Origin of the sequence: Stenotrophomonas sp. RIT-551 (genome assembly GCF_026241915.1) — a bacterium.
GTDB lineage: Bacteria > Pseudomonadota > Gammaproteobacteria > Xanthomonadales > Xanthomonadaceae > Stenotrophomonas > Stenotrophomonas bentonitica_A.
This window is the reverse complement of the sequence record NZ_JAPJIU010000016.1, coordinates 36,076-54,553: the sequence shown is the minus strand read 5'-3', so window position 1 is coordinate 54,553 and position 18,478 is coordinate 36,076. Positions and strand designations below refer to the sequence as shown.

The window sequence follows — 18,478 nt, the reverse complement described above, 5'->3', positions numbered from 1 at the left end:
TTCATCCCGGGCGTGGCAGAATCGCGGTGATCCATACGGTATGCCCCATGTCTGCTTCCCGCTCGACTTCTGGCAAGAACATCACTTTCCAGCTGCCCCGCCGCAGCCTCAAGATCGCCGCGATCGCCTTCGGTGCGGGCGTGCTGCTGTTCCTGGTGGTGTGGCTGAGCAGCCGCAAGGACGGCTTCTACAAGGCCGACCCCGCCGCGCAGACCCCTGCCCAGGTGGCCGAGGTCGAGCCCCTGCCCGAGCCGCTGGCCGCTGCGGCCGGCTCCAGCGACATGCCCGACGCCAAGGCGCCGCCGGCCAATGAAGAAAAGCCGCAGCTGGTGGAGACCGCCCCACCGCCGCCGCCGGCTGCGCCCGCTGCACCGGCCGCGCCTGCTGCGCCTGTGGCGATGGCACCGAACGACCGCCCGCAGCCGATTGCCGACCAGTCGCCGCCGCCCAGCTACCCGCCCGCCGCACTGCGCCGGGGGGATCGCGGCACGGTCGTGGTCCGCGTGGATGTGGATGCCACCGGCTATCCCTCGGCCGTGACCTTGATCCAGCGCAGCGGTTCACGCGACCTTGATCGTGCCGCGTCCGATGCAGTGCGCCGCTGGCGCTTCCAGCCGGCGCAGAGCAATGGTGTGCCGGTACCTGGCAGCCTGGAAGTACCGTTCGACTTCACTCCGCAGTGATTCATCACCGCATCACGCGGTGATTTTGCAACGGCTCAGCAAACTGAACCTTGATGGCAATGCAGTCGTCGCGTTGACGGTGCGCTGACACATCCACAACCGGGTACGCGCAAGACTGCGGGTGTCACATCGACACCAGGAGTCAGCCATGAGTGTTACCCATGCCCCGGACATGCCCCGCTCGCCGCAGCACCAGCGCGACGTGATCGATGAGCCCCACAATCGCCGTACGTCACCCTGGTTGTGGGTGGCGTTGATCGTGGCGATGTTCGCCGCTGCGCTGGTGTGGCTGCGATATGCCACCCCGGGCGATACCAACGACGCGCCGGTCGGCCAGCGCATGCTGCCCGCCACCGAGACCGCACCGGTGGCGACGACGCCGGCCCCGGCGGCGCGCCAAGCGGCTCCGGCTACCGAGCAGCGCAAGGCGACCCCGGCCGTGCGCAATCGTGAGGCCCGCCCGCTGGCGAGCAATGCCAAGCCGGCCTATCCGCGTACGGCGCTGCGCAGCGGCGTGCAGGGCAGTGTTGTGGCCAGCCTCAACGTGGATACCCGCGGCCAGGTGACCGACGCCAACATCGTGCAGCGCAGCGGTACGCGTGATCGCGATCTGGACCGTGCGGTGCTGACCACCGTGCGCGATTGGAAGTTCGAGCCGGCCATGCATAACGGCCGCGCCGTCGCCAGCGTGGTTCGCGTGCCCGTGGATTTCCGCACCGAGCGCTAACCTGATGCACTGAGGCGGAAACGAAAAGGGAGGCCAATGGCCTCCCTTTTTTGTTCCGTGAAGTACTGCGACGACGCCAGGTCAAGGTAGTGCCGCGCGCTGCCCGGCAACCACGCATACCCGACATCTGGACGCAGCAGCGGCAGAACCCGGCATTATCTCAGCCGGCGCGAAGCCCGAAACCTGCGCCGGTCGCCAGACCATCGAAATCCGGGAACGAGGTTGCTACGTTGGCGATGTCATTGACCCGCACCTCGCCCGTGCTGAGCTGGCCGGCAATGGCGAAGGCCATCGCGATGCGGTGATCGCCATGGCTTTCGATGGTGCCGCTGCCCAGCGCCGCGCCGCCATGGATCGTCGCGCCGTCCTCGGTCTCGTCCACCTGCACGCCCAGCGTGCGCAGGCCGGTCGCCATCGCGGCCAGGCGGTCCGATTCCTTGACCCGCAGCTCGGCCGCGCCACGCACCACGGTGTTGCCCTGCGCGGCGGCCGCGGCGACGAACAACGCCGGGAACTCATCGATCATGTCCGGCACCAGCGCTTCGGGAATCTCGGCGCCGTGCAGGGGCGCGTAACGCACCACCAGATCGGCCACCGCTTCCCCACCCTGCTCGGCATGGTTCTCTTCGGTGATGTCCGCGCCCATCAGTCGCAGCGCGGCCAGCAGACCGGTGCGGCGCGGGTTGAGGCCGACCGCGCGCAGGCGCAGTTCGGAGCCCGGGATGACGCTGGCGGCCACGAGGAAGAACGCCGCCGAGGAGAAATCGGCCGGCACCACGATATCGGTCGGGCGCAGGCGCTGGCCACCGCGCAGGCGGGCCTTGCCAGGCGAGAAGTCAATATCCACGCCGAACGCGCGCAGCATGCGCTCGCTGTAGTCGCGGGTCGGGTGCGGCTCGATGACCGAGGTTTCGCCCTCGGCATACAGCCCGGCCAGCAGCACGGCGGATTTGACCTGCGCACTGGCGACCGGCGAGGCGAACGCGATGCCGCGCAGCGTCTGCCCGCCCTGCACGCGCAGTGGCGGCGTGCCATCGGCCTCGGTCTCGATCTTCGCGCCCATCTCGCCCAGCGGGCCGGTCACGCGGCGCATCGGACGGCGCGACAGCGATTCATCGCCGACCATCACCGAATCGAACGGCTGCGCGGCCAGCAGCCCGGCCAACAGACGCATGCCGGTGCCGGCGTTGCCGCAATCCAGCGGTGCGCTCGGCGCCTTCAGGCCATCCACCCCCACGCCATGCACGATGCGCTGCGACGGCGACGGGGTGTCGATGCGCACACCCATCTGCGAAAAGATCGCGGCGGTGGCGCGGGTGTCTTCGCCTTCCAGGAAGCCATCGATGCGCGACACGCCATCAGCCAGCGCGGCGAACATCACCGAACGGTGCGAGACGGACTTGTCGCCGGGGATGGTCAGGCTGCCCTGCAGGGGCTGGCCCTTGTGGGCGATCCAGTACGGAGATGCAGTCATCGGAAATCCTATGGGGCGGGGCCGCCGCAGCGGCGATGCAACGGTGTGCGGAAGGGCCGCAGTGCCCGTGCGGGCACCGGGCGGGCGTAGCGCGCAGCGCGGCTACGCCGTTCGGATCAGGGCACGGCGACCGGATAGGAGCCGAGGATCTTGATCTGCGCCGAGTGGGCTTTCAGTTCGGCCAGGGCCGCCTGCATCGCCTCGTCGTCAACGTGGCCAGCCAGGTCGATGAAGAAGCCGTACTCCCACTTGGCGTTGTGCGAGGGACGCGACTCGATCCGGTTCATGCTGATGCCATGCCGCGCGAACGGGCTGAGCACATCGAACAGCGCGCCGGGCTTGTCGTGGATGAACACCAGCACCGAGGTGCGGTCGTGGCCGGAGGTCGGGAAGATGTTGCGGCCGATCACCAGGAAGCGCGTGGTGTTGTCCGCATCGTTCTGGATCGGCTTGGTCACCACCTTCTTCAGGCCGTACACATGCCCGGCACTCTCGCCGCCGATCGCCGCGGCGTCATCGGCATTGCGGGCGCGGCGCGCACCTTCGGCATTGCTGGACACCGGGATCTTCTCGGCCTTGGGCAGGTTGGCGCGCAGCCACGAGGAGGTCTGCATGAACGACTGCGGGTGGCCGTAGACGCGCTCGACATCTTCCAGCCGGCCACTGCGCGACATCAGGTACTGCTGCACGCGCAGTTCCACTTCGCCACAGATCTTCAGGTTGGAGGTCAGGAACATGTCCAGGGTGATCTGGATGGTGCCCTGCCCCGAGTTTTCCACCGGCACTACACCGAAATCGGCATTGCCCGCTTCCACTTCCTGGAAGACTTCCTCGATGCTGGCCAGCGGCAGGCCCAGCGCCGAGCGGCCGAAGTGCTTGAGCACGGCCTGCTGGCTGAAGGTGCCTTCCGGACCGAGGTAGCCGATCTTCAGCGGCTCCTGCTGGGCCAGGCAGGCCGACATGATTTCGCGGTAGACGTGGACCAGCACTTCATCGCTGAGCGGGCCTTCGTTGCGGTCCACCACCATGCGCAGCACCTGGGCTTCGCGCTCGGGGCGGTAGTAATCCACGGCGGCGGCGAGCTTGCCTTTGGCCTTGCCGACCTGGTGGGCGAAGTTGGCGCGCTCGGCGATCAGTGCCTGGATGCTGCGGTCGATATGGTCGATCTTGGCGCGCACGTCCGACAGCACGGGCGCGGCAACGGCCGGCGCGGTATCACGCTTGGCGGCCTTGGCCTTCTTCGCGGGGGCAGCAGCCTTGGGCGTGGTCGGCGCCGGCTTGGCGGCCTTGGGCTTGGCGGGTTTGGTGGCCATCTGGGTTCCAATTGCGGTGGGGCGGCAGGCGCCCCGGGGAAAACGAACGCGTCAGCCGTTGCGCTGCTGGAAATCGCGCATGAAGGCGGCCAGCGCCTGCGCGCCCTCCACCGGCATGGCGTTGTACAGCGAGGCACGGATGCCGCCGACCGCCTTGTGACCCTTCAGCGCCAGCAGGCCGGCGGCTTTGGATTCACTGACGAAACGGGCATTGAGCGTGTCGTCGGGCAGGAAAAACGGGATGTTCATGCGCGAGCGCGCGGCTGGCACCACGTTGTTGCGGTAGAAGCCGCCGGACTGGTCGATCGCCTCGTACACCAGGCCCGACTTGACCGCGTTGCGACGCGCGAATTCTTCCACGCCGCCTTCGGCCAGCATCCACTGGAACACCAGGCCGGCCAGGTACCAGTTCCAGGTCGGCGGGGTGTTGAGCATGGAATCGCGGGCGGCATGCGAGCGGTAATCGAAGATGTCCGCGCGCGGCTGGCCGCTGCGCTCGAGCAGGTCGCGGCGCACGATCACGACCGATACGCCGACCGGGCCGAGATTCTTCTGCGCCCCGGCGTAGATCAGGCCGTACCGGCTGACATCCAGCGGTTCGCTGGCGATCGACGAGCTGAAATCGGCGAACAGCGGCACCGTGCCCACGTCGGGAGTGTCACGGAACTCGACGCCGTGGATGGTTTCGTTGGCGGTGATGTGCACGTACGCGGCATCGTCGGAGAGCTGCCAGCTGGCGCGTGCCGGGATGTCGTGGAAGCGGTTGGCCTCGCTGCTGGCAGCCACGTTGACCGAAACATACGGGCTGACCTGCTTGATCGCGGTCTTGCCCCAGTGCCCGGTGAGCACGTAATCCACGGTCTGGCCGGGCTGGGCGAAGTTGAGCGCGAGCAGGGCCTGCTGGGTGGTCGCGCCGCCGGCCAGGAACATCACCGCGTAGTCGTCCGGAATGCCGATCAGGCGGCGCAGATCGGCCTCGGCCTGGGCGGCGACGGCCATGAACTCCGGGCCGCGGTGACTCATTTCGACAATGGAGGCGCCCGCGCCGTTCCACTCCAACATCTCTTCCTGCGCCTGGCGCAGGACCGATTCCGGCAGGGTTGCAGGGCCGGCACTGAAATTGAACGCGCGCGTCATGTCACACCTATGGGGCAAGACCCCTAGTATGCCGCAGCGCACCAGCCTTTAGGCCTTGCAGGACAAGGCGAATTTGGTTGCAAACGAATCTAATGGCCCACGCCAGGCGTGCCTGGTTGCCGGCCAGGGGCCGGCACTACCTCGCCCCGAACCAGAGCAGGCCGCTGATCGCTGCCGCGAGCAGCAGCGCACTGACCAGCAGCCACGGCCAGCGGCTCACCCGCTTGGGCACGGCCACCGGTTCCGGGCGCTGGCGCGCTTCGAAGCCGTCGTCTTCTTCCTCGACCACGATGCGCTTGCGGCCGTCATGCGGCACCTCGAGCACGAAGCGGTGCTGGGCATCGAAGACCAGCTGGTCACCGGGCTGCAGCCAGCAGTGGCGAACGGTGACGCCATTGACCCGGGTTGACTCGCCGGCGCCCAGGTCGCGCAGCAGCAGGCGCTCGCCGTGCTGCTCAAGGCGGGCGTGCTGCTCGGCGAAGGCCGGGTCGTCGATGACGATGTCCGCCTCCGGCCCGCGCCCGATCACGCGCGGGCGATCCAGGGTGAAGCTGCGCCCGTGGTGCTGGCCGCCGACGCCACGCAACAGACGCTGGTCATCGCCACCGTCATCGCTGCGCGGCGGTGCGTGCGCAACGGCCTCGCAGTCGCCCTGCACCACCATCTCCACGCCATCGGCGTAGACGGCGTCGCCCGCGCGCAGCAGCGCCATCCGCCGCACCGGGCGGCCATTGACGTGGATGCCGCGGATGCCGCTGGCGACCTGCAGCCACAAGCCGCGGTCGTCCAGGCAGAACTGGGCCAGCAACAAGGTGCCGGGAGTGTCATCGCCAAGCCGGACAGTGCCCGAAGCATGACGCACGATGCGCTGCACTCCGGGCCGCAGCGGCTGGTCGGGGTGTTGGCGTTGAGTAAAGTGGACTAGCAGGTTCTGCACGCGGCGCAGCCTAGCAGGTTGAATGTCAGGGAAGAAGAAGTGTGACGCAGACCTTGGAGTTGTGCCTGAGGATGCGCACAATGCACGCCCGAATCCGCGCCGTTGTCCGCCAGGAGACTGTATGTCCACCATCGATATCCGTCACGCCCACTCCCTGCCCGCCGAAAACGCGCGCAAGGCCATCGAAGAAGTCGCCGCCAAACTGTCCGAGCGTTTCGGCCTGCAGTCCAGCTGGGTGGGCGACGTGCTGAACTTCAGCGGCTCCGGCGTGGATGGCGCGATCGCGCTGCAGCCCGGCCAGGTGCAGGTCACCGCCAAGCTCGGCTTCCTGCTCTCGGCCATGAAAAGCATGGTGGAAAGCGAGATCCAGCGCGTGCTGCAGGAAAAGCTCGGCTGAACCGACACCTGGCCCGGCGCTGCACAGGCGCCGGCCATCACATCGCTTGAAGCCGGCGATGCATACGATCCAAGGGTGTCCACCCACAAGGATCGCCCCATGAATTCACCCAACGACTTCGACGATCGCATCCCCGGCGAGAAGCCCTCGCTGCAGGATCAGGCCGAGCGCTTCTCGCGCAAACTGACCGATTCGGCCCAGCAGATCTGGCTGGCGGGGCTTGGCGCCTTCGGGCGCGCACAGGCCGAAGGCAGCCGGGTCTTCGACAACCTGGTCAAGGAAGGCGAGAACATCGAGGCCCGCAACCGTGAGCAGGCCGGCGATACGCCGCGCTGGCGCGACAATGTCGAGGAACACCTCGGCGAGGCCCGTGAAAAGGCCAGCGGCACCTGGGACAAGGTCGAGAAGGCCTTCGATGACCGGGTCCAGGGCGTGCTCAAGCGCCTGCACATCCCGACCGCCGAGGACGTGGCCGCGCTCAATGCCCGGATCGACGCGCTCAACACCCGGGTCAACCGCGCCGAGGCCCGCAATGCCTCCCCGTCGGCCGATCCGTCGCCGGGGACGCACCAGTCGCCGACCTCCGACGCCTGAATGAACTGAGCCGACCTCGTTTGTTGCAAAGCAGCACGACTTTGTTGACAATCGAAATCGACCCGCCAATCGCTTCCGCCGCCGTTTGTTCCCTCCCCTCACGGCTCTGGATTGGCGGGTTTTTTGTGGGCGCTCGATCGCCACACCGCCACAAAGTGAGACGGCCGTCACCGACGTGATCGCCCGATGCCCATGCGTGCGACAACGACGCGCCGCTGACGTGCAAAGGCGCATATAAACTGTCTATCGCACTTCCCTGTTCATATCCCCCTGCATGCTCTCCTGGATTCTGGCCCTGCTGTTGGCCCTCATCGCCTGGTTCCTGGCCACGGCCTACTTCTGGCTGATCAAACGGAAGCGCAAGGAGACCCAGCTTGGCCTGAATGCCCTGGCCGGCATGCACTGGCGGGAATTTTCGCTGATCGTCCGGCGTGCGATGCACGAGCAGCGTGGCCTGCAGGACGTGCCCGATGAGGCCGTGGACAGCCGCCAACCCCGCAGCGATTTCCTCATGCACGACGGCCCGCAGCGCTGGCTGCTCTCCTGCAAGCACGGGCGCGCTTATCGGATCGGCACGGCGGCGGTGAATGAGCTGGGCGCCGCCGCGCGCCTGGCTGGTGCCCGCGGCGGGATCCTGATCACCGAAGGCAAGGTCGAGCGCGATGGCCGCATCGCCGCTGAAAAGCAGAATGTCGAGGTTCTGGACGGCCCGTTGCTGTGGCCGCTGCTGCAGCCGTATCTGCCCGGCGACATGGAGTCCCGCGTACAGGCCGGTGCCCGTCGCGAGGCGATTCGCCGGATTTCCATCGCGGCGCTGGGCGCGGCAACACTGGGCTTGATGGTCGGGCTGGGCTCGCTGACCGCGGGACTGGAAAGGCAATGGGCCGACGACGAGTCCGCCACGACCGAACCTGCCGCCATGACGCCCGCCACAACGGCCCCGGCGCCGGCCGATACCGCCCCCACCGCCGCACCGGCACCACCCGCGGCAGCGCACGAGGGTCGTCCAGGCCCGGGGACCGATGCTCCCGCGGCTGCGATGGACGCCAACCCCGACAACGCCACGCTGGACCGCTATCAGCACGAACTGTCACGCAACGTGGCCACCCGCCCCGGCGTGGCCAGCGGCATCTGGCTGACGCGGCAGACGCTGGCGATCAACCGCACCGGCGAGATCGATGCCATCTGGCCGCTGATCTGCGAGGAAGTGACCCGCTACCCGGCACTGCGCACCGTGCGCATCCAGCTCAACCCGCGCCCCGGCGTGGATGAGCCGGTCCGCTGGCGGCAATGCACCACGCTGTGACGGTCAGCGCGCGCCCGGCGAAAACCGGGCGACCAGGTCGTAGGCATCGCCCAGGAACATCTGCCGCACGCAGGTGATCGGCTGCTCGCCGCGCCAGGTGAGGCGGTCGATGACCAGGCATGCCGTGCCGGGTTTGACCTGCAACAGCGTAGCGGCCGCGTCATCGGCGCCCCACGCGCTGATCCGGTGCTGGGCGCGCGTCCACGACACGTTCTGCAGCAGCCAGCTGCCTGGCGCCGTCGTCTCGAAATCCACCTCCAGCACCTCCGGCACGCCGACCGGACTGATCAGGCGATGCTCCAGTGCCAGCGGCCGGCCATCGGCCAGGTGCAGGCAGCGGATCGCCAGCAGCTTTTCGCCGCCGGCCAGGGCGGTTTCCTCCGCGACCTGCTCGCGTGGGCGACGGTAGGCGCGCTCCAGCAGCTGGTAGCCATACACATGCCCGCGCGCTTCCACCGCCATCGCGATGTCGGGGATCTCCAGCGCCACCTGTTCCAGGTGCGGCGGCTGCCGGGCGACGAACGAGCCCGCACGGCGGCGCCGCTCGATCATGCCGCTCTCGGCCAGCGCGGTCAGCACCTTGTTCACGGTCATCCGCGAGCAGCCGTACTGCTCCATCAGCTCGTGTTCGTAAGGGATGCGGAAGCCAGGCTCCCACTGTCCACTGAGGATGCGGCTTTCCAGATCGGCGCGGATGCGCTGATTGAGGGTTGCTGCTTTCTTGCCCGTCACTCTGGATTCCTGCATGGGAGGGTCGGATCAGACCCTCAACAACGGTCGAAGTGCCGCGGCGAACCGTGCGGCCACCGCCTCGCGTTGCGGGTGGCGACCGTCACGGACCAACTGGCGCCCCTGGCGCCATACCGATCGCACGGCGCCATTACGTGCGGCGAACACCCAGCTGTCAAGCAAGGCATCGCCGTCGCGGGCGATCAGCGCCGGGTGATCGGGATCGAGCTCGACCAGGTCGGCAGGTGCGTCGGCCTGCAGCCCGCTGGTCACGCCCAGCGCCTGCGCAGCACCGTTCAACGACTGTTCGTACAGCCAGCGGCCGGTGGACTGGCCATCGCCCGGGGCCAGCACGTTGCGCCCACGCAGGTGCAGGCGCTGGCCGTACTCGAGCAGGCGCAGTTCTTCGGCCGCGTCGATCAGGACGTTGGAGTCGGAACCGACACCGAACCGGCCACCGGCGCGCGCGAACGCCTGCATCGGGAACAGGCCGTCACCCAGGTTCGCCTCGGTGATCGGGCACAGCCCGGCCACCGCGCGACTGGCCACGATCTGCTGCAGCTCCGCCCCGGTGATGTGGGTGGCGTGCACCAGGCACCAGCGTGCGTCCACCGGCGCGTGTTCGTACAGCCACTGCACGGGGCGCATCCCGCTCCAGGCCACGCAGGCATCGACCTCGCGGGTCTGTTCGGCGATGTGGATGTGGACCGGGCCGGTGTTGAGGGGCAGCAGCGCCGACAGTTCCTCGCCGGTCACCGCGCGCAGGCTGTGCGGGGCGAAACCGAGCACCGCATCGTCCTGGCCCTGCAGCGCGCGCGTGCAGCCCTGCAGCAGCTCGGCAAAACCATCGACATCGTGGATCAGCCGGCGCTGGGCCGGGTTCGGCGCGGCGCCACCGAAATCGGCATGCGCATAGAACACCGGCAGCAGGGTCAGGCCGATCCCGCTGGAACGGGCGGCAGCGGCGATGCGCTCGGCCATTTCGGCACGGTTGGCGTAAGGCGCACCGTCCGGCCCGTGATGCATATAGTGGAACTCGCCAACCCGGGTGAACCCGGATTCCAGCATCTCCACATAGGCCTGCTCGGCGATCGCCTGCATGGCCTCGGGCTGCAGATGCGCCAGGAAGCGGTACATCAGCTCGCGCCAGCTCCAGAAGCTGTCGCCGCTGTTGCCGCCGATCTCGGTCAGCCCGGCCATGCCGCGCTGGAAGGCGTGGCTGTGCAGGTTGCCCAGGCCCGGCAGGGCGATGGCCAACGCAGCATCACCCGCCTCGGCCGGCACCCCCGGGGTCACCTCGACCAGCTTGCCGCCCTGGCTGGCGATGCGCACATCGCGCGCCCAGCCCTGTGGCAGCAGCGCGTGGGTGGCGTGGAAACGGAGGATCGGTGCGGGGTTGGCTGGCATCACTGGACATCCCGGAAGAGGCGCCTATATTGTATAGACATATACACCGATGTGGTTGCTGCCATGCACTGTGACACCCTCTGGTACCACGCCAACCTGATCACCGTCGATGGCCCGGGGCTGGGCGTGATCGAGGATGGCGTCATCGCCGCGACCGATGGGCGCATCGTGCATGTCGGCGCGGCCGGCTCGGCCGATCATCTGCAGCCGGGCCAGCGCATCGACGTTGGCGGGCGCTGGATCAGCCCCGGCCTGATCGACTGCCACACCCACCTGGTCTATGCCGGCAACCGCGCCGGTGAGTTCCAGCAGCGCCTGCAGGGCGTGAGCTATGCCGACATCGCCCGCGCCGGCGGCGGCATCGTCTCCACCGTGCGCGCCACCCGCGCCGCGAGCGAAGCCGACCTGCTCGCCGCCAGCCTGCCCCGCCTGGACGCCATGCTCGCCGAAGGCATCACCACGCTGGAGATCAAATCCGGGTACGGGCTGACCCTGGCCGACGAGACCAAGCAGCTGCAGGTCGCGCGCGAACTGGGCCGCCAGCGCGCGGTCGAGATCGTGCCGACCTTCCTCGGCGCACATGCGATCCCGCCGGGCCGCGAGGCACAGGAGTACATCGACGAGGTCTGCAACGTCATGATTCCGGCCGTTGCCGCCGCCGGGCTGGCCGAAGCGGTGGACGTGTTCTGCGAGAACATCGCCTTCAGTGCTGCGCAGGCCGAGCAGGTGTTCGTCGCCGCGCAGCAGCACGGCCTGGCGATCAAGATCCACGCCGAGCAGCTGAGCAACCAGCACGGTGCGGCCCTGGCGGCGCGTCACGGTGCGCTGTCGGCCGACCATATCGAACACCTCGACGCCGACGGCATCGCCGCGATGTGCCGCGCCGGCACCGTGGCGGTGCTGCTGCCGGGCGCGTTCTATTTCACCCGCGATACCACCCTGCCCCCGATCGCCGAACTGCGCGCGGCGGGTGTGCCACTGGCGCTGGCCACCGATTCCAACCCCGGCACCTCGCCCCTGACCAGCCCGCTGCTGGCGATGAACATGGCCGCCACCCTGTTCCGCATGACCGTGGAGGAATGCATCGCCGGCTTCACCCGTGAAGCCGCACGCGCACTCGGTCGCCAGGACCGGATCGGCCGGCTCGCCGTCGGCCTGGACTGCAATCTGGCCCTGTGGGACATCGAGGCGCCTGCCGACCTCGTCTACCGCATGGGCTTCAACCCCCTGCACGCCCGCGTGATGCGCGGCCAACCCGTCTGAACCTAGTGATGTCTGGAGATTTCATGAGCACTACCCTGACCCTGCACCCCGGCGCCGTCACGCTGGCGCAATGGCGCGCGATCCATGACGGCGCGCGGGTGCGGCTGGACCCGGCTTCGGCCGCCGCCGTGCTGCGCAGTGCGCAGACCGTGGCCGACATCGTCGCCAAGGGCGCACCGGTGTATGGCATCAACACCGGCTTCGGCAAGTTGGCCAGCGTGCGCATCGAGCGCGAGGATCTGGAAACCCTGCAGCGCAATATCGTGCTCTCGCACGCGGCCGGCGTCGGTGAGCCGATGCCGGCGCCGGTAGTGCGCCTGATGATGGCGCTGAAGCTGGCCAGCCTCGCCCAGGGCGCCTCGGGCATCCGCCCGCAGACGCTGGCCCTGCTGGAAGCGTTCCTGCAGCACGATTTCATTCCGGTGATTCCGTGCCAGGGCTCGGTTGGCGCCTCAGGCGACCTGGCCCCGCTTTCGCACCTGGCCAGCGTGATGATCGGTGTCGGCGAGGCCTTCGTCGATGGTCAGCGCCTGCCCGCTGCCGAGGCACTGGCGAAGGTCGGCCTGGCCCCGCTGGTGCTGGGTGCGAAGGAAGGCCTGGCCCTGCTCAACGGCACGCAATACTCCACCGCCTACGCACTGGCCGGCCTGTTCGCGATCGATACCGTGTTCCGTGCGGCGCTGGTCACTGGCGCGCTGTCGGTGGAAGCGGCCAAGGGCTCGGACACGCCCTTCGATCCCCGCATCCACAGCATCCGCGGCCAGCGCGGGCAGATCGCCACCGCCGCCGCGCTGCGCACCCTGATGCAGGGCTCGGCGATCCGCGAATCGCACCGCGACAACGACGTGCGCGTGCAGGACCCCTACTGCCTGCGCTGCCAGCCGCAGGTGATGGGCGCCGCGTTCGACGTGATGCGCCAGGCCGCGACCACGCTGGCGATCGAAGCCAACGGCGTGTCCGACAATCCGCTGGTGTTCACCGATACCAACGAGGCGCTGAGCGGCGGCAACTTCCATGCCGAGCCGGTCGCCTTCGCGGCCGACATGCTGGCGATGGCCGTGTGCGAGATCGGCTCGATCAGTGAGCGCCGCACCGCGATGCTGGTCGACCCGGCGCTGTCCGGCCTGCCCGCGTTCCTCACCCCGAAGCCCGGCTTGAACTCCGGCTTCATGATTCCGCAGGTCACCGCCGCCGCGCTGGTCTCGGAAAACAAGCAGCGCGCCTATCCGGCCAGCGTCGATTCGATCCCGACCTCGGCCAACCAGGAAGACCATGTCTCGATGGCCGCCCACGGTGCGCGCCGCCTGATGGCGATGGCCGAGAACGCGGCCAACGTGATCGGCATCGAGCTGCTCGCCGCCGCGCAGGGCTGCGATTTCCACGCCCCGCTGCGCTCCAGCGATGCGCTGGAAGCGGTGCGCCAGCGCCTGCGCGCGCAGGTGCCCACGCTGGAAGACGACCGCTATTTCCATCCGGACATGGTGGCCGCGACCGATCTGATCCGCAGCGGCGTGCTGGCCGACGGCCTGGGTGACATCCTCCCGCCGCTGGAGCCGCTGTCATGACCGCGCACCCGGACTGGCTGCAGATCCACCGCGGCGATGCACCGTTGATCGTCAGCTTCCCGCATACCGGCACCGAGCTGCCCGATGCACTGGCCGCGCAGTTCATCTCCCCGTGGCTGGCCCGCCGCGATGCCGACTGGTGGGTGCACGATCTGTATGCCTTCGCGCAGCAGATGGGCGCCACCACGATCCGCTCGGCGGTGTCGCGCTCGGTCATCGATCTCAATCGCGACCCCAGCGGCAGCTCGCTGTACCCGGGCCAGAACACCACCGGCCTGTGCCCGCTGACCACCTTCGACAACCAGCCGCTGTACCGCGATGGCCACGGCCCGGACGAAGCCGAGATCGCGCGGCGCCGCGCTACCTGGTTCATGCCCTACCACGACGCCCTTGCCGCGGAGATCGCGCGCCTGCGTGCGCAGCACGGCACCGTGGTGGTGTACGACGCGCACTCGATCCGCTCGCATATTCCGCACCTGTTCGATGGCCAGCTGCCGCAGTTCAACCTGGGCACCAATGGCGACACCACCTGCGACAACGCGCTGACCGATGTGGTCGACAATTTGTGCGCGATGAGCGGCATGAGCCATGTCCGCAACGGCCGTTTCAAGGGCGGCTACATCACCCGTCACTACAGCGACATCCCTGGCGGCGTGCACACGCTGCAGATGGAGCTGGCCTGCCGCGGCTACATGCACGAGCCCGAGGCCGTGGATGAGCACAGCTGGCCCACGCCGCTGGATCCCGATCACGCCGCCCCGCTGCGCGCCACGCTGCAGCAGGTGCTCGATGCCTGTCTCGACTTCGCTACGTCCCGGAGTGCTGCATGACCCGTCTCGATTCCACCCGCACCATCCTCGCCCCGACCGGCAGCACGCTCACCTGCAAGAGCTGGCTGACCGAAGCCCCGCTGCGCATGCTGATGAACAACCTGCACCCCGACGTGGCCGAGCGCCCGCAGGAGCTGGTGGTCTATGGTGGCATCGGCCGCGCCGCGCGCGACTGGGAAAGCTACGACAAGATCGTCGAGACGCTGCAGCGGCTGGAGGATGACCAGACCCTGCTGGTGCAGTCCGGCAAGCCGGTCGGTGTGTTCCGTACCCACGTGGACGCCCCGCGGGTGCTGATCGCCAACTCCAACCTGGTGCCGCGCTGGGCCAATTGGGACCACTTCAACGAGCTCGATAAGAAGGGCCTGGCCATGTACGGCCAGATGACGGCCGGCAGCTGGATCTACATCGGCGCCCAGGGCATCGTGCAGGGCACCTACGAAACCTTCGTGGAAATGGGCCGCCAGCACTACAACGGCAGCCTGGCCGGCAAATGGCTGTTCACTGGCGGGCTGGGCGGCATGGGCGGCGCGCAGCCGCTGGCTGCGGTGATGGCCGGCGCCTCGTGCCTGGCAGTGGAGTGCCGCAGGAGCAGCATCGAGATGCGCCTGCGTACCGGGTATCTGGACACCTGGACCGACGACCTCGACGAAGCGCTGCGCCTGATCGAGGAATCCTGCACCGCGAAGAAGCCGCTCTCGGTTGGCCTGCTCGGCAACGTCGCCGACGTGCTGGACGAGCTGCTGATCCGCGGCGTGAAGCCGGACCTGCTGACCGACCAGACCTCCGCGCACGACCCGGTCAACGGCTACCTGCCGCAGGGCTGGACGGTGGAAGAGTGGGATGAAAAACGCGTCTCCGCGCCGAAGGACGTCGAAGCGGCCGCGCGCGCCTCCATGGCCAACCACATCCGCGCCATGCTCGCCTTCCACGCACTCGGCGTGCCGACCGTGGATTACGGCAACAACCTGCGCCAGATGGCGCTGGAAGAAGGCGTGGACGATGCGTTCGACTTCCCCGGCTTCGTGCCCGCCTACATCCGCCCGCTGTTCTGCCGCGGCATCGGCCCGTTCCGCTGGGCGGCGCTGAGCGGCGATCCGGAGGACATCGCCAAGACCGACGCGAAGGTCAAGGAGCTGATCCCGGACAACCCGCACCTGCACCGCTGGCTCGACATGGCCGCCGAGAAGATCAAATTCCAGGGCCTGCCCGCGCGCATCTGCTGGGTCGGCCTGGGCGATCGTGACCGACTCGGCCTGGCGTTCAACGAGATGGTCGCCAATGGCGAGCTGAAGGCACCGGTGGTGATCGGCCGCGATCACCTGGATTCGGGCAGCGTCGCCTCGCCGAACCGCGAAACCGAAGCAATGGCCGACGGCTCCGATGCCGTCTCCGACTGGCCGCTGCTTAACGCCCTGCTCAACACCGCAAGTGGCGCCACCTGGGTGTCGCTGCACCACGGTGGCGGCGTCGGCATGGGCTTCTCGCAGCATGCGGGCATGGTCATCGTCTGCGATGGCACCGACGCGGCGGCCAAGCGCATTGCACGCGTGCTGTGGAACGACCCGGCCACGGGCGTGATGCGGCATGCCGATGCAGGCTATGAGATCGCGGTGGAGTGCGCGAAGGAGAAGGGGCTGGATCTGCCTGGGATTCTGGGCTGATGGGTGGGCCCCGGCCGACGGTCGGGGCCGCAGCTCAAGGTAGTGCCGGCCGCTGGCCGGCAACCACGCGTTCCTGATTCTCACGCAATGCAATCGCATCGTTCCTGGCGAGCCAGCCAGCGGCCGGCACTACCGATATCGGGTTTTAGCCGGCGTCCGTCGCCACCCCATACGCCCCACAAGGGTGACGAACACGCAACATCCTGTTAACTTGCGCGCCCCACATGAAGTTGACAGGCTGCTGCGGCGACGCGCGTCTTGTCCGCACTGATACCGCGCACGAATGACTGCCCACCCGAATCGCTCCACCGCCCCTACCCTGTCCCTGCTCGCCGCCGCCCTGCTGGCCAGCCTTTCCGCCACCGGCGCCGCCCACGCCGCGCCTGCTGGCCAGGCCGTCACCCTCGACGCGGTGAACGTCACCGCCGCCGATGCCAACGACGCCGCGCGCCGCGCGCTCGACCGGGTACCCGGGGCAGGCAACGTCGTCGATATGACCCAGGTCGGTCAGGGCCGCGTCGCCGGCACCGCCGATGTGCTGGCCTACCAGCCCGGCATCAGCGCGCAGAGCGCCGGCAATGAAGGCGTCAAGGTCTCCATCCGCGGCTCGGGCCTCAACCGCGCGCCGGGTGCGCATGCCTCCGGCCTGTCGGTCTCGCTGGACGGCCTGCCCCTGACCGGCCCGGGCGGCACACCGTACGAGCTGCTGGAGCCGCTGTGGCTGAGCCGCGTGGAGGTGCTGCGTGGCGCCAACGGGTTCGAGCGCGGTGCCCTGGCGCTGGGCGGTGCGGTCAACTACATCACCCGCAGCGGCCGCGACACGCCCGGGCTGGAGCTGCACTACGAAGCGGGCGCACGCGGTTACCAGAAGCGCGGGATCAGCCTGGGCGGAGTGCGGGACGCGGTTGATTACTTCCTGGCCTACACTGATACCGAGTACGACGGCTATCAGCAACACGCCGCCGGCAAGGGCAAGGGCGCCGTGGCCAACATCGGCTGGCAGCTCACGCCGGATCTGGAGGCGCGCTTCTTCCTGCGCTACCGCGAGACCGATCACGAAACCCCGGGGCGCCTGACCCGCGCACAGATCCGCAACGACCCACGTGCCGCCAACCCGGCCAACCTCGCCATCGATGCGCGCCGCCCGCAGCCGGGCAGCACCTGGATCGGCAACACCACCACCTACACCATCGATGCAGATTCGTCGCTGCAGGCCGGCCTCGTGTACCACAAGTACCCGATGGACTTGAACGAAAGCCTCTACCGCCAGCAGCTGGACTACGCCAACCTCAACGGCACGCTGGACTACCGCCGCCGGCACGCGCTGTTCGGGCATGACAGCGTGACCACGATCGGCCTGCGCGTGACCCACGATCTGGATGCCAACGTGCGCGAGACGCTGCGCTTTGCCAGCAACGGTTACGCCGCCGGCACGCACACCCGCGACTTCCAGCATTACGGCACCGACAGCGTGCTGCACCTCGGCAACGATCTGGCGCTGAGCGAGACGCTGCGCCTGCAGACCGGCCTGGCCTTCATCCACACCCGCCGCGATGTGCAGGTCACCTGGCCGGCCACGCCGGAACGGCTCTCCGAACGGCAATGGGATTACGCGCCGCGGCTCGGCTTCACCTGGCAGCAGACGCCGCAGACACAGTGGTTCGGCAACCTGAGCCGTTCGGTGGAGCCGGCGCATCCGTGGTCGATGATCTGGGGTTCGAACCAGTATTTTGCCGCCGGTAACGGCGCCTCCACCGGCCGCCAGCGCGCGCCGGTGGAACTGGACAACCAGACCGCAACCACGCTGGAACTCGGTGCACGCGGCGACAGTGTGCTCGGCCGCTGGGAGCTGACCGGCTATTACGCCCGTCTCAACCACGAGCTGCTGACCGTCGAGGTGCAGCCGGTGCCGAACCTGTTCATTGCCGAATCCAACGCCAGCCCGACCGTGCACCGCGGCATCGAAGCCGGCCTGGACAGTGCACTGTGGCAGGGCGTCGGCGGGCGGCTGTCACTGCGCCAGGCCTACACCTTCAGCGACTTCCGCTACCGCGATGATGCACGCTTCGGTAGCAACCGCCTGCCCGGCCTGCCGCGCCACTACTACCAGGCCGAACTGCGCTACGACCACCCGGCCGGCTTCTACGCCGGGCTCAACACCGAGTACGCCTCGAAGATGTTCGTCGACTACGCCAACAGCATGGCCGCCGACAGCCACGTGATCTTCGGCACCCGCATCGGCTACGACGCCCCCGGTGGCCGCTGGCAGGCCTGGGCGGAGCTGCGCAACCTGGCCGATCGCCACTACGCGGCCACGGTCACGCCGGGCTACGACGACGCGGGCAAGGATGTCGCGCGCTCGACGCCCGGTGATGGGCGCGGTGTGTATGCCGGCGTGCGCTGGCGCTTCGAGTGACGTCGTTGCGCCGTAACTGGGCCAGCCGGCTGGAAC

General features: G+C 68.4%; 16 protein-coding genes. 10 read left to right on the top strand and 6 right to left on the bottom strand.

Features of this window, described 5'->3' with window-relative positions; translation table 11 throughout:
* Positions 1-47: 47 nt before the first annotated feature.
* The gene (locus ORK51_RS15780) at positions 48-683 is read left to right on the top strand and encodes an energy transducer TonB (RefSeq protein ID WP_266085726.1); all 636 of its coding nucleotides are present in this window, start codon (positions 48-50) and stop codon (positions 681-683) included.
* Positions 684-831: 148 nt separating this feature from the next.
* Positions 832-1,410 (top strand): energy transducer TonB, encoded by a 579-nt coding sequence (locus ORK51_RS15775; RefSeq protein ID WP_070470455.1) that lies wholly within the window; start codon positions 832-834, stop codon positions 1,408-1,410.
* 160 nt (positions 1,411-1,570) lie between these two features.
* On the opposite strand, the gene aroA is transcribed toward ORK51_RS15775, so the two are convergent.
* The 4 genes from aroA to ORK51_RS15755 all read right to left on the bottom strand — a co-directional run bounded on the left by aroA (position 1,571) and on the right by ORK51_RS15755 (position 6,271).
* On the bottom strand, positions 1,571-2,884 hold the full coding sequence (gene aroA, locus ORK51_RS15770) for a 3-phosphoshikimate 1-carboxyvinyltransferase (protein WP_266085723.1): 1,314 nt from the start codon (positions 2,882-2,884) through the stop codon (positions 1,571-1,573).
* Positions 2,885-3,000: 116 nt separating this feature from the next.
* Positions 3,001-4,197: a prephenate dehydratase gene (pheA, locus tag ORK51_RS15765; RefSeq protein WP_266085721.1), complete on the bottom strand. Its 1,197-nt coding sequence runs from the start codon at positions 4,195-4,197 to the stop codon at positions 3,001-3,003.
* Between the two features lie 51 nt (positions 4,198-4,248).
* Entirely contained in the window at positions 4,249-5,334 is a 1,086-nt protein-coding gene (gene serC, locus ORK51_RS15760) for a 3-phosphoserine/phosphohydroxythreonine transaminase (RefSeq protein ID WP_266085719.1), read from the bottom strand.
* Between the two features lie 136 nt (positions 5,335-5,470).
* The gene (locus tag ORK51_RS15755; protein ID WP_070425432.1) at positions 5,471-6,271 is read right to left on the bottom strand and encodes an FHA domain-containing protein; all 801 of its coding nucleotides are present in this window, start codon (positions 6,269-6,271) and stop codon (positions 5,471-5,473) included.
* 121 nt (positions 6,272-6,392) lie between these two features.
* Here ORK51_RS15755 and ORK51_RS15750 point away from each other — a divergent pair, with 121 nt between their 5' ends.
* From ORK51_RS15750 to ORK51_RS15740, 3 genes are all read left to right on the top strand, one after another.
* Positions 6,393-6,668, top strand: coding sequence for a polyhydroxyalkanoic acid system family protein (locus ORK51_RS15750; RefSeq protein ID WP_019184309.1), 276 nt, complete (start codon positions 6,393-6,395; stop codon positions 6,666-6,668).
* Between the two features lie 99 nt (positions 6,669-6,767).
* Positions 6,768-7,262 (top strand): phasin family protein, encoded by a 495-nt coding sequence (locus ORK51_RS15745; protein ID WP_266085716.1) that lies wholly within the window; start codon positions 6,768-6,770, stop codon positions 7,260-7,262.
* A gap of 274 nt (positions 7,263-7,536) precedes the next feature.
* On the top strand, positions 7,537-8,568 hold the full coding sequence (locus tag ORK51_RS15740; protein WP_266085714.1) for a restriction endonuclease: 1,032 nt from the start codon (positions 7,537-7,539) through the stop codon (positions 8,566-8,568).
* 3 nt (positions 8,569-8,571) lie between these two features.
* Here the strand turns inward: ORK51_RS15740 and hutC are convergent, their stop codons facing one another.
* Positions 8,572-9,315 (bottom strand): histidine utilization transcriptional repressor HutC, encoded by a 744-nt coding sequence (hutC, locus tag ORK51_RS15735; RefSeq protein ID WP_421116700.1) that lies wholly within the window; start codon positions 9,313-9,315, stop codon positions 8,572-8,574.
* 12 nt (positions 9,316-9,327) lie between these two features.
* Complete coding sequence (locus ORK51_RS15730; RefSeq protein WP_266085711.1) at positions 9,328-10,704, bottom strand: formimidoylglutamate deiminase; 1,377 nt, start codon at positions 10,702-10,704, stop codon at positions 9,328-9,330.
* A 63-nt stretch (positions 10,705-10,767) separates the two neighbouring features.
* Between ORK51_RS15730 and hutI the strand changes: the two genes are divergently transcribed.
* From hutI to ORK51_RS15705, 5 genes are all read left to right on the top strand, one after another.
* A complete protein-coding gene (gene hutI, locus ORK51_RS15725) occupies positions 10,768-11,967 on the top strand; it encodes an imidazolonepropionase (protein ID WP_266085708.1) in 1,200 nt (399 codons plus the stop codon).
* 23 nt (positions 11,968-11,990) lie between these two features.
* Entirely contained in the window at positions 11,991-13,532 is a 1,542-nt protein-coding gene (hutH, locus tag ORK51_RS15720) for a histidine ammonia-lyase (RefSeq protein ID WP_266085706.1), read from the top strand.
* A complete protein-coding gene (gene hutG / locus ORK51_RS15715; RefSeq protein ID WP_070425439.1) occupies positions 13,529-14,362 on the top strand; it encodes an N-formylglutamate deformylase in 834 nt (277 codons plus the stop codon). Before hutH ends, hutG begins: the two co-directional genes overlap by 4 nt.
* Positions 14,359-16,026, top strand: a complete 1,668-nt coding sequence (gene hutU, locus ORK51_RS15710) for a urocanate hydratase (protein ID WP_266085704.1) — start codon at positions 14,359-14,361, stop codon at positions 16,024-16,026. Before hutG ends, hutU begins: the two co-directional genes overlap by 4 nt.
* A 283-nt stretch (positions 16,027-16,309) precedes the next feature.
* A complete protein-coding gene (locus ORK51_RS15705; protein WP_266085702.1) occupies positions 16,310-18,442 on the top strand; it encodes a TonB-dependent receptor family protein in 2,133 nt (710 codons plus the stop codon).
* The last annotated feature ends 36 nt before the right edge of the window (positions 18,443-18,478 follow it).

What these genes read in the sequence shown, in the direction of transcription:
- ORK51_RS15780 (WP_266085726.1), top strand. Translation starts at nt 48, where the DNA reads ATGTCTGCTTCCCGCTCGACTTCTGGCAAGAACATCACTTTCCAGCTG.
- ORK51_RS15775 (WP_070470455.1), top strand. Translation starts at nt 832, where the DNA reads ATGAGTGTTACCCATGCCCCGGACATGCCCCGCTCGCCGCAGCACCAG.
- aroA (WP_266085723.1), bottom strand. Translation starts at nt 2,884, where the DNA reads ATGACTGCATCTCCGTACTGGATCGCCCACAAGGGCCAGCCCCTGCAG.
- pheA (WP_266085721.1), bottom strand. Translation starts at nt 4,197, where the DNA reads ATGGCCACCAAACCCGCCAAGCCCAAGGCCGCCAAGCCGGCGCCGACC.
- serC (WP_266085719.1), bottom strand. Translation starts at nt 5,334, where the DNA reads ATGACGCGCGCGTTCAATTTCAGTGCCGGCCCTGCAACCCTGCCGGAA.
- ORK51_RS15750 (WP_019184309.1), top strand. Translation starts at nt 6,393, where the DNA reads ATGTCCACCATCGATATCCGTCACGCCCACTCCCTGCCCGCCGAAAAC.
- ORK51_RS15745 (WP_266085716.1), top strand. Translation starts at nt 6,768, where the DNA reads ATGAATTCACCCAACGACTTCGACGATCGCATCCCCGGCGAGAAGCCC.
- ORK51_RS15740 (WP_266085714.1), top strand. Translation starts at nt 7,537, where the DNA reads ATGCTCTCCTGGATTCTGGCCCTGCTGTTGGCCCTCATCGCCTGGTTC.
- hutC (WP_421116700.1), bottom strand. Translation starts at nt 9,315, where the DNA reads ATGCAGGAATCCAGAGTGACGGGCAAGAAAGCAGCAACCCTCAATCAG.
- ORK51_RS15730 (WP_266085711.1), bottom strand. Translation starts at nt 10,704, where the DNA reads ATGCCAGCCAACCCCGCACCGATCCTCCGTTTCCACGCCACCCACGCG.
- hutI (WP_266085708.1), top strand. Translation starts at nt 10,768, where the DNA reads ATGCACTGTGACACCCTCTGGTACCACGCCAACCTGATCACCGTCGAT.
- hutH (WP_266085706.1), top strand. Translation starts at nt 11,991, where the DNA reads ATGAGCACTACCCTGACCCTGCACCCCGGCGCCGTCACGCTGGCGCAA.
- hutG (WP_070425439.1), top strand. Translation starts at nt 13,529, where the DNA reads ATGACCGCGCACCCGGACTGGCTGCAGATCCACCGCGGCGATGCACCG.
- hutU (WP_266085704.1), top strand. Translation starts at nt 14,359, where the DNA reads ATGACCCGTCTCGATTCCACCCGCACCATCCTCGCCCCGACCGGCAGC.
- ORK51_RS15705 (WP_266085702.1), top strand. Translation starts at nt 16,310, where the DNA reads ATGACTGCCCACCCGAATCGCTCCACCGCCCCTACCCTGTCCCTGCTC.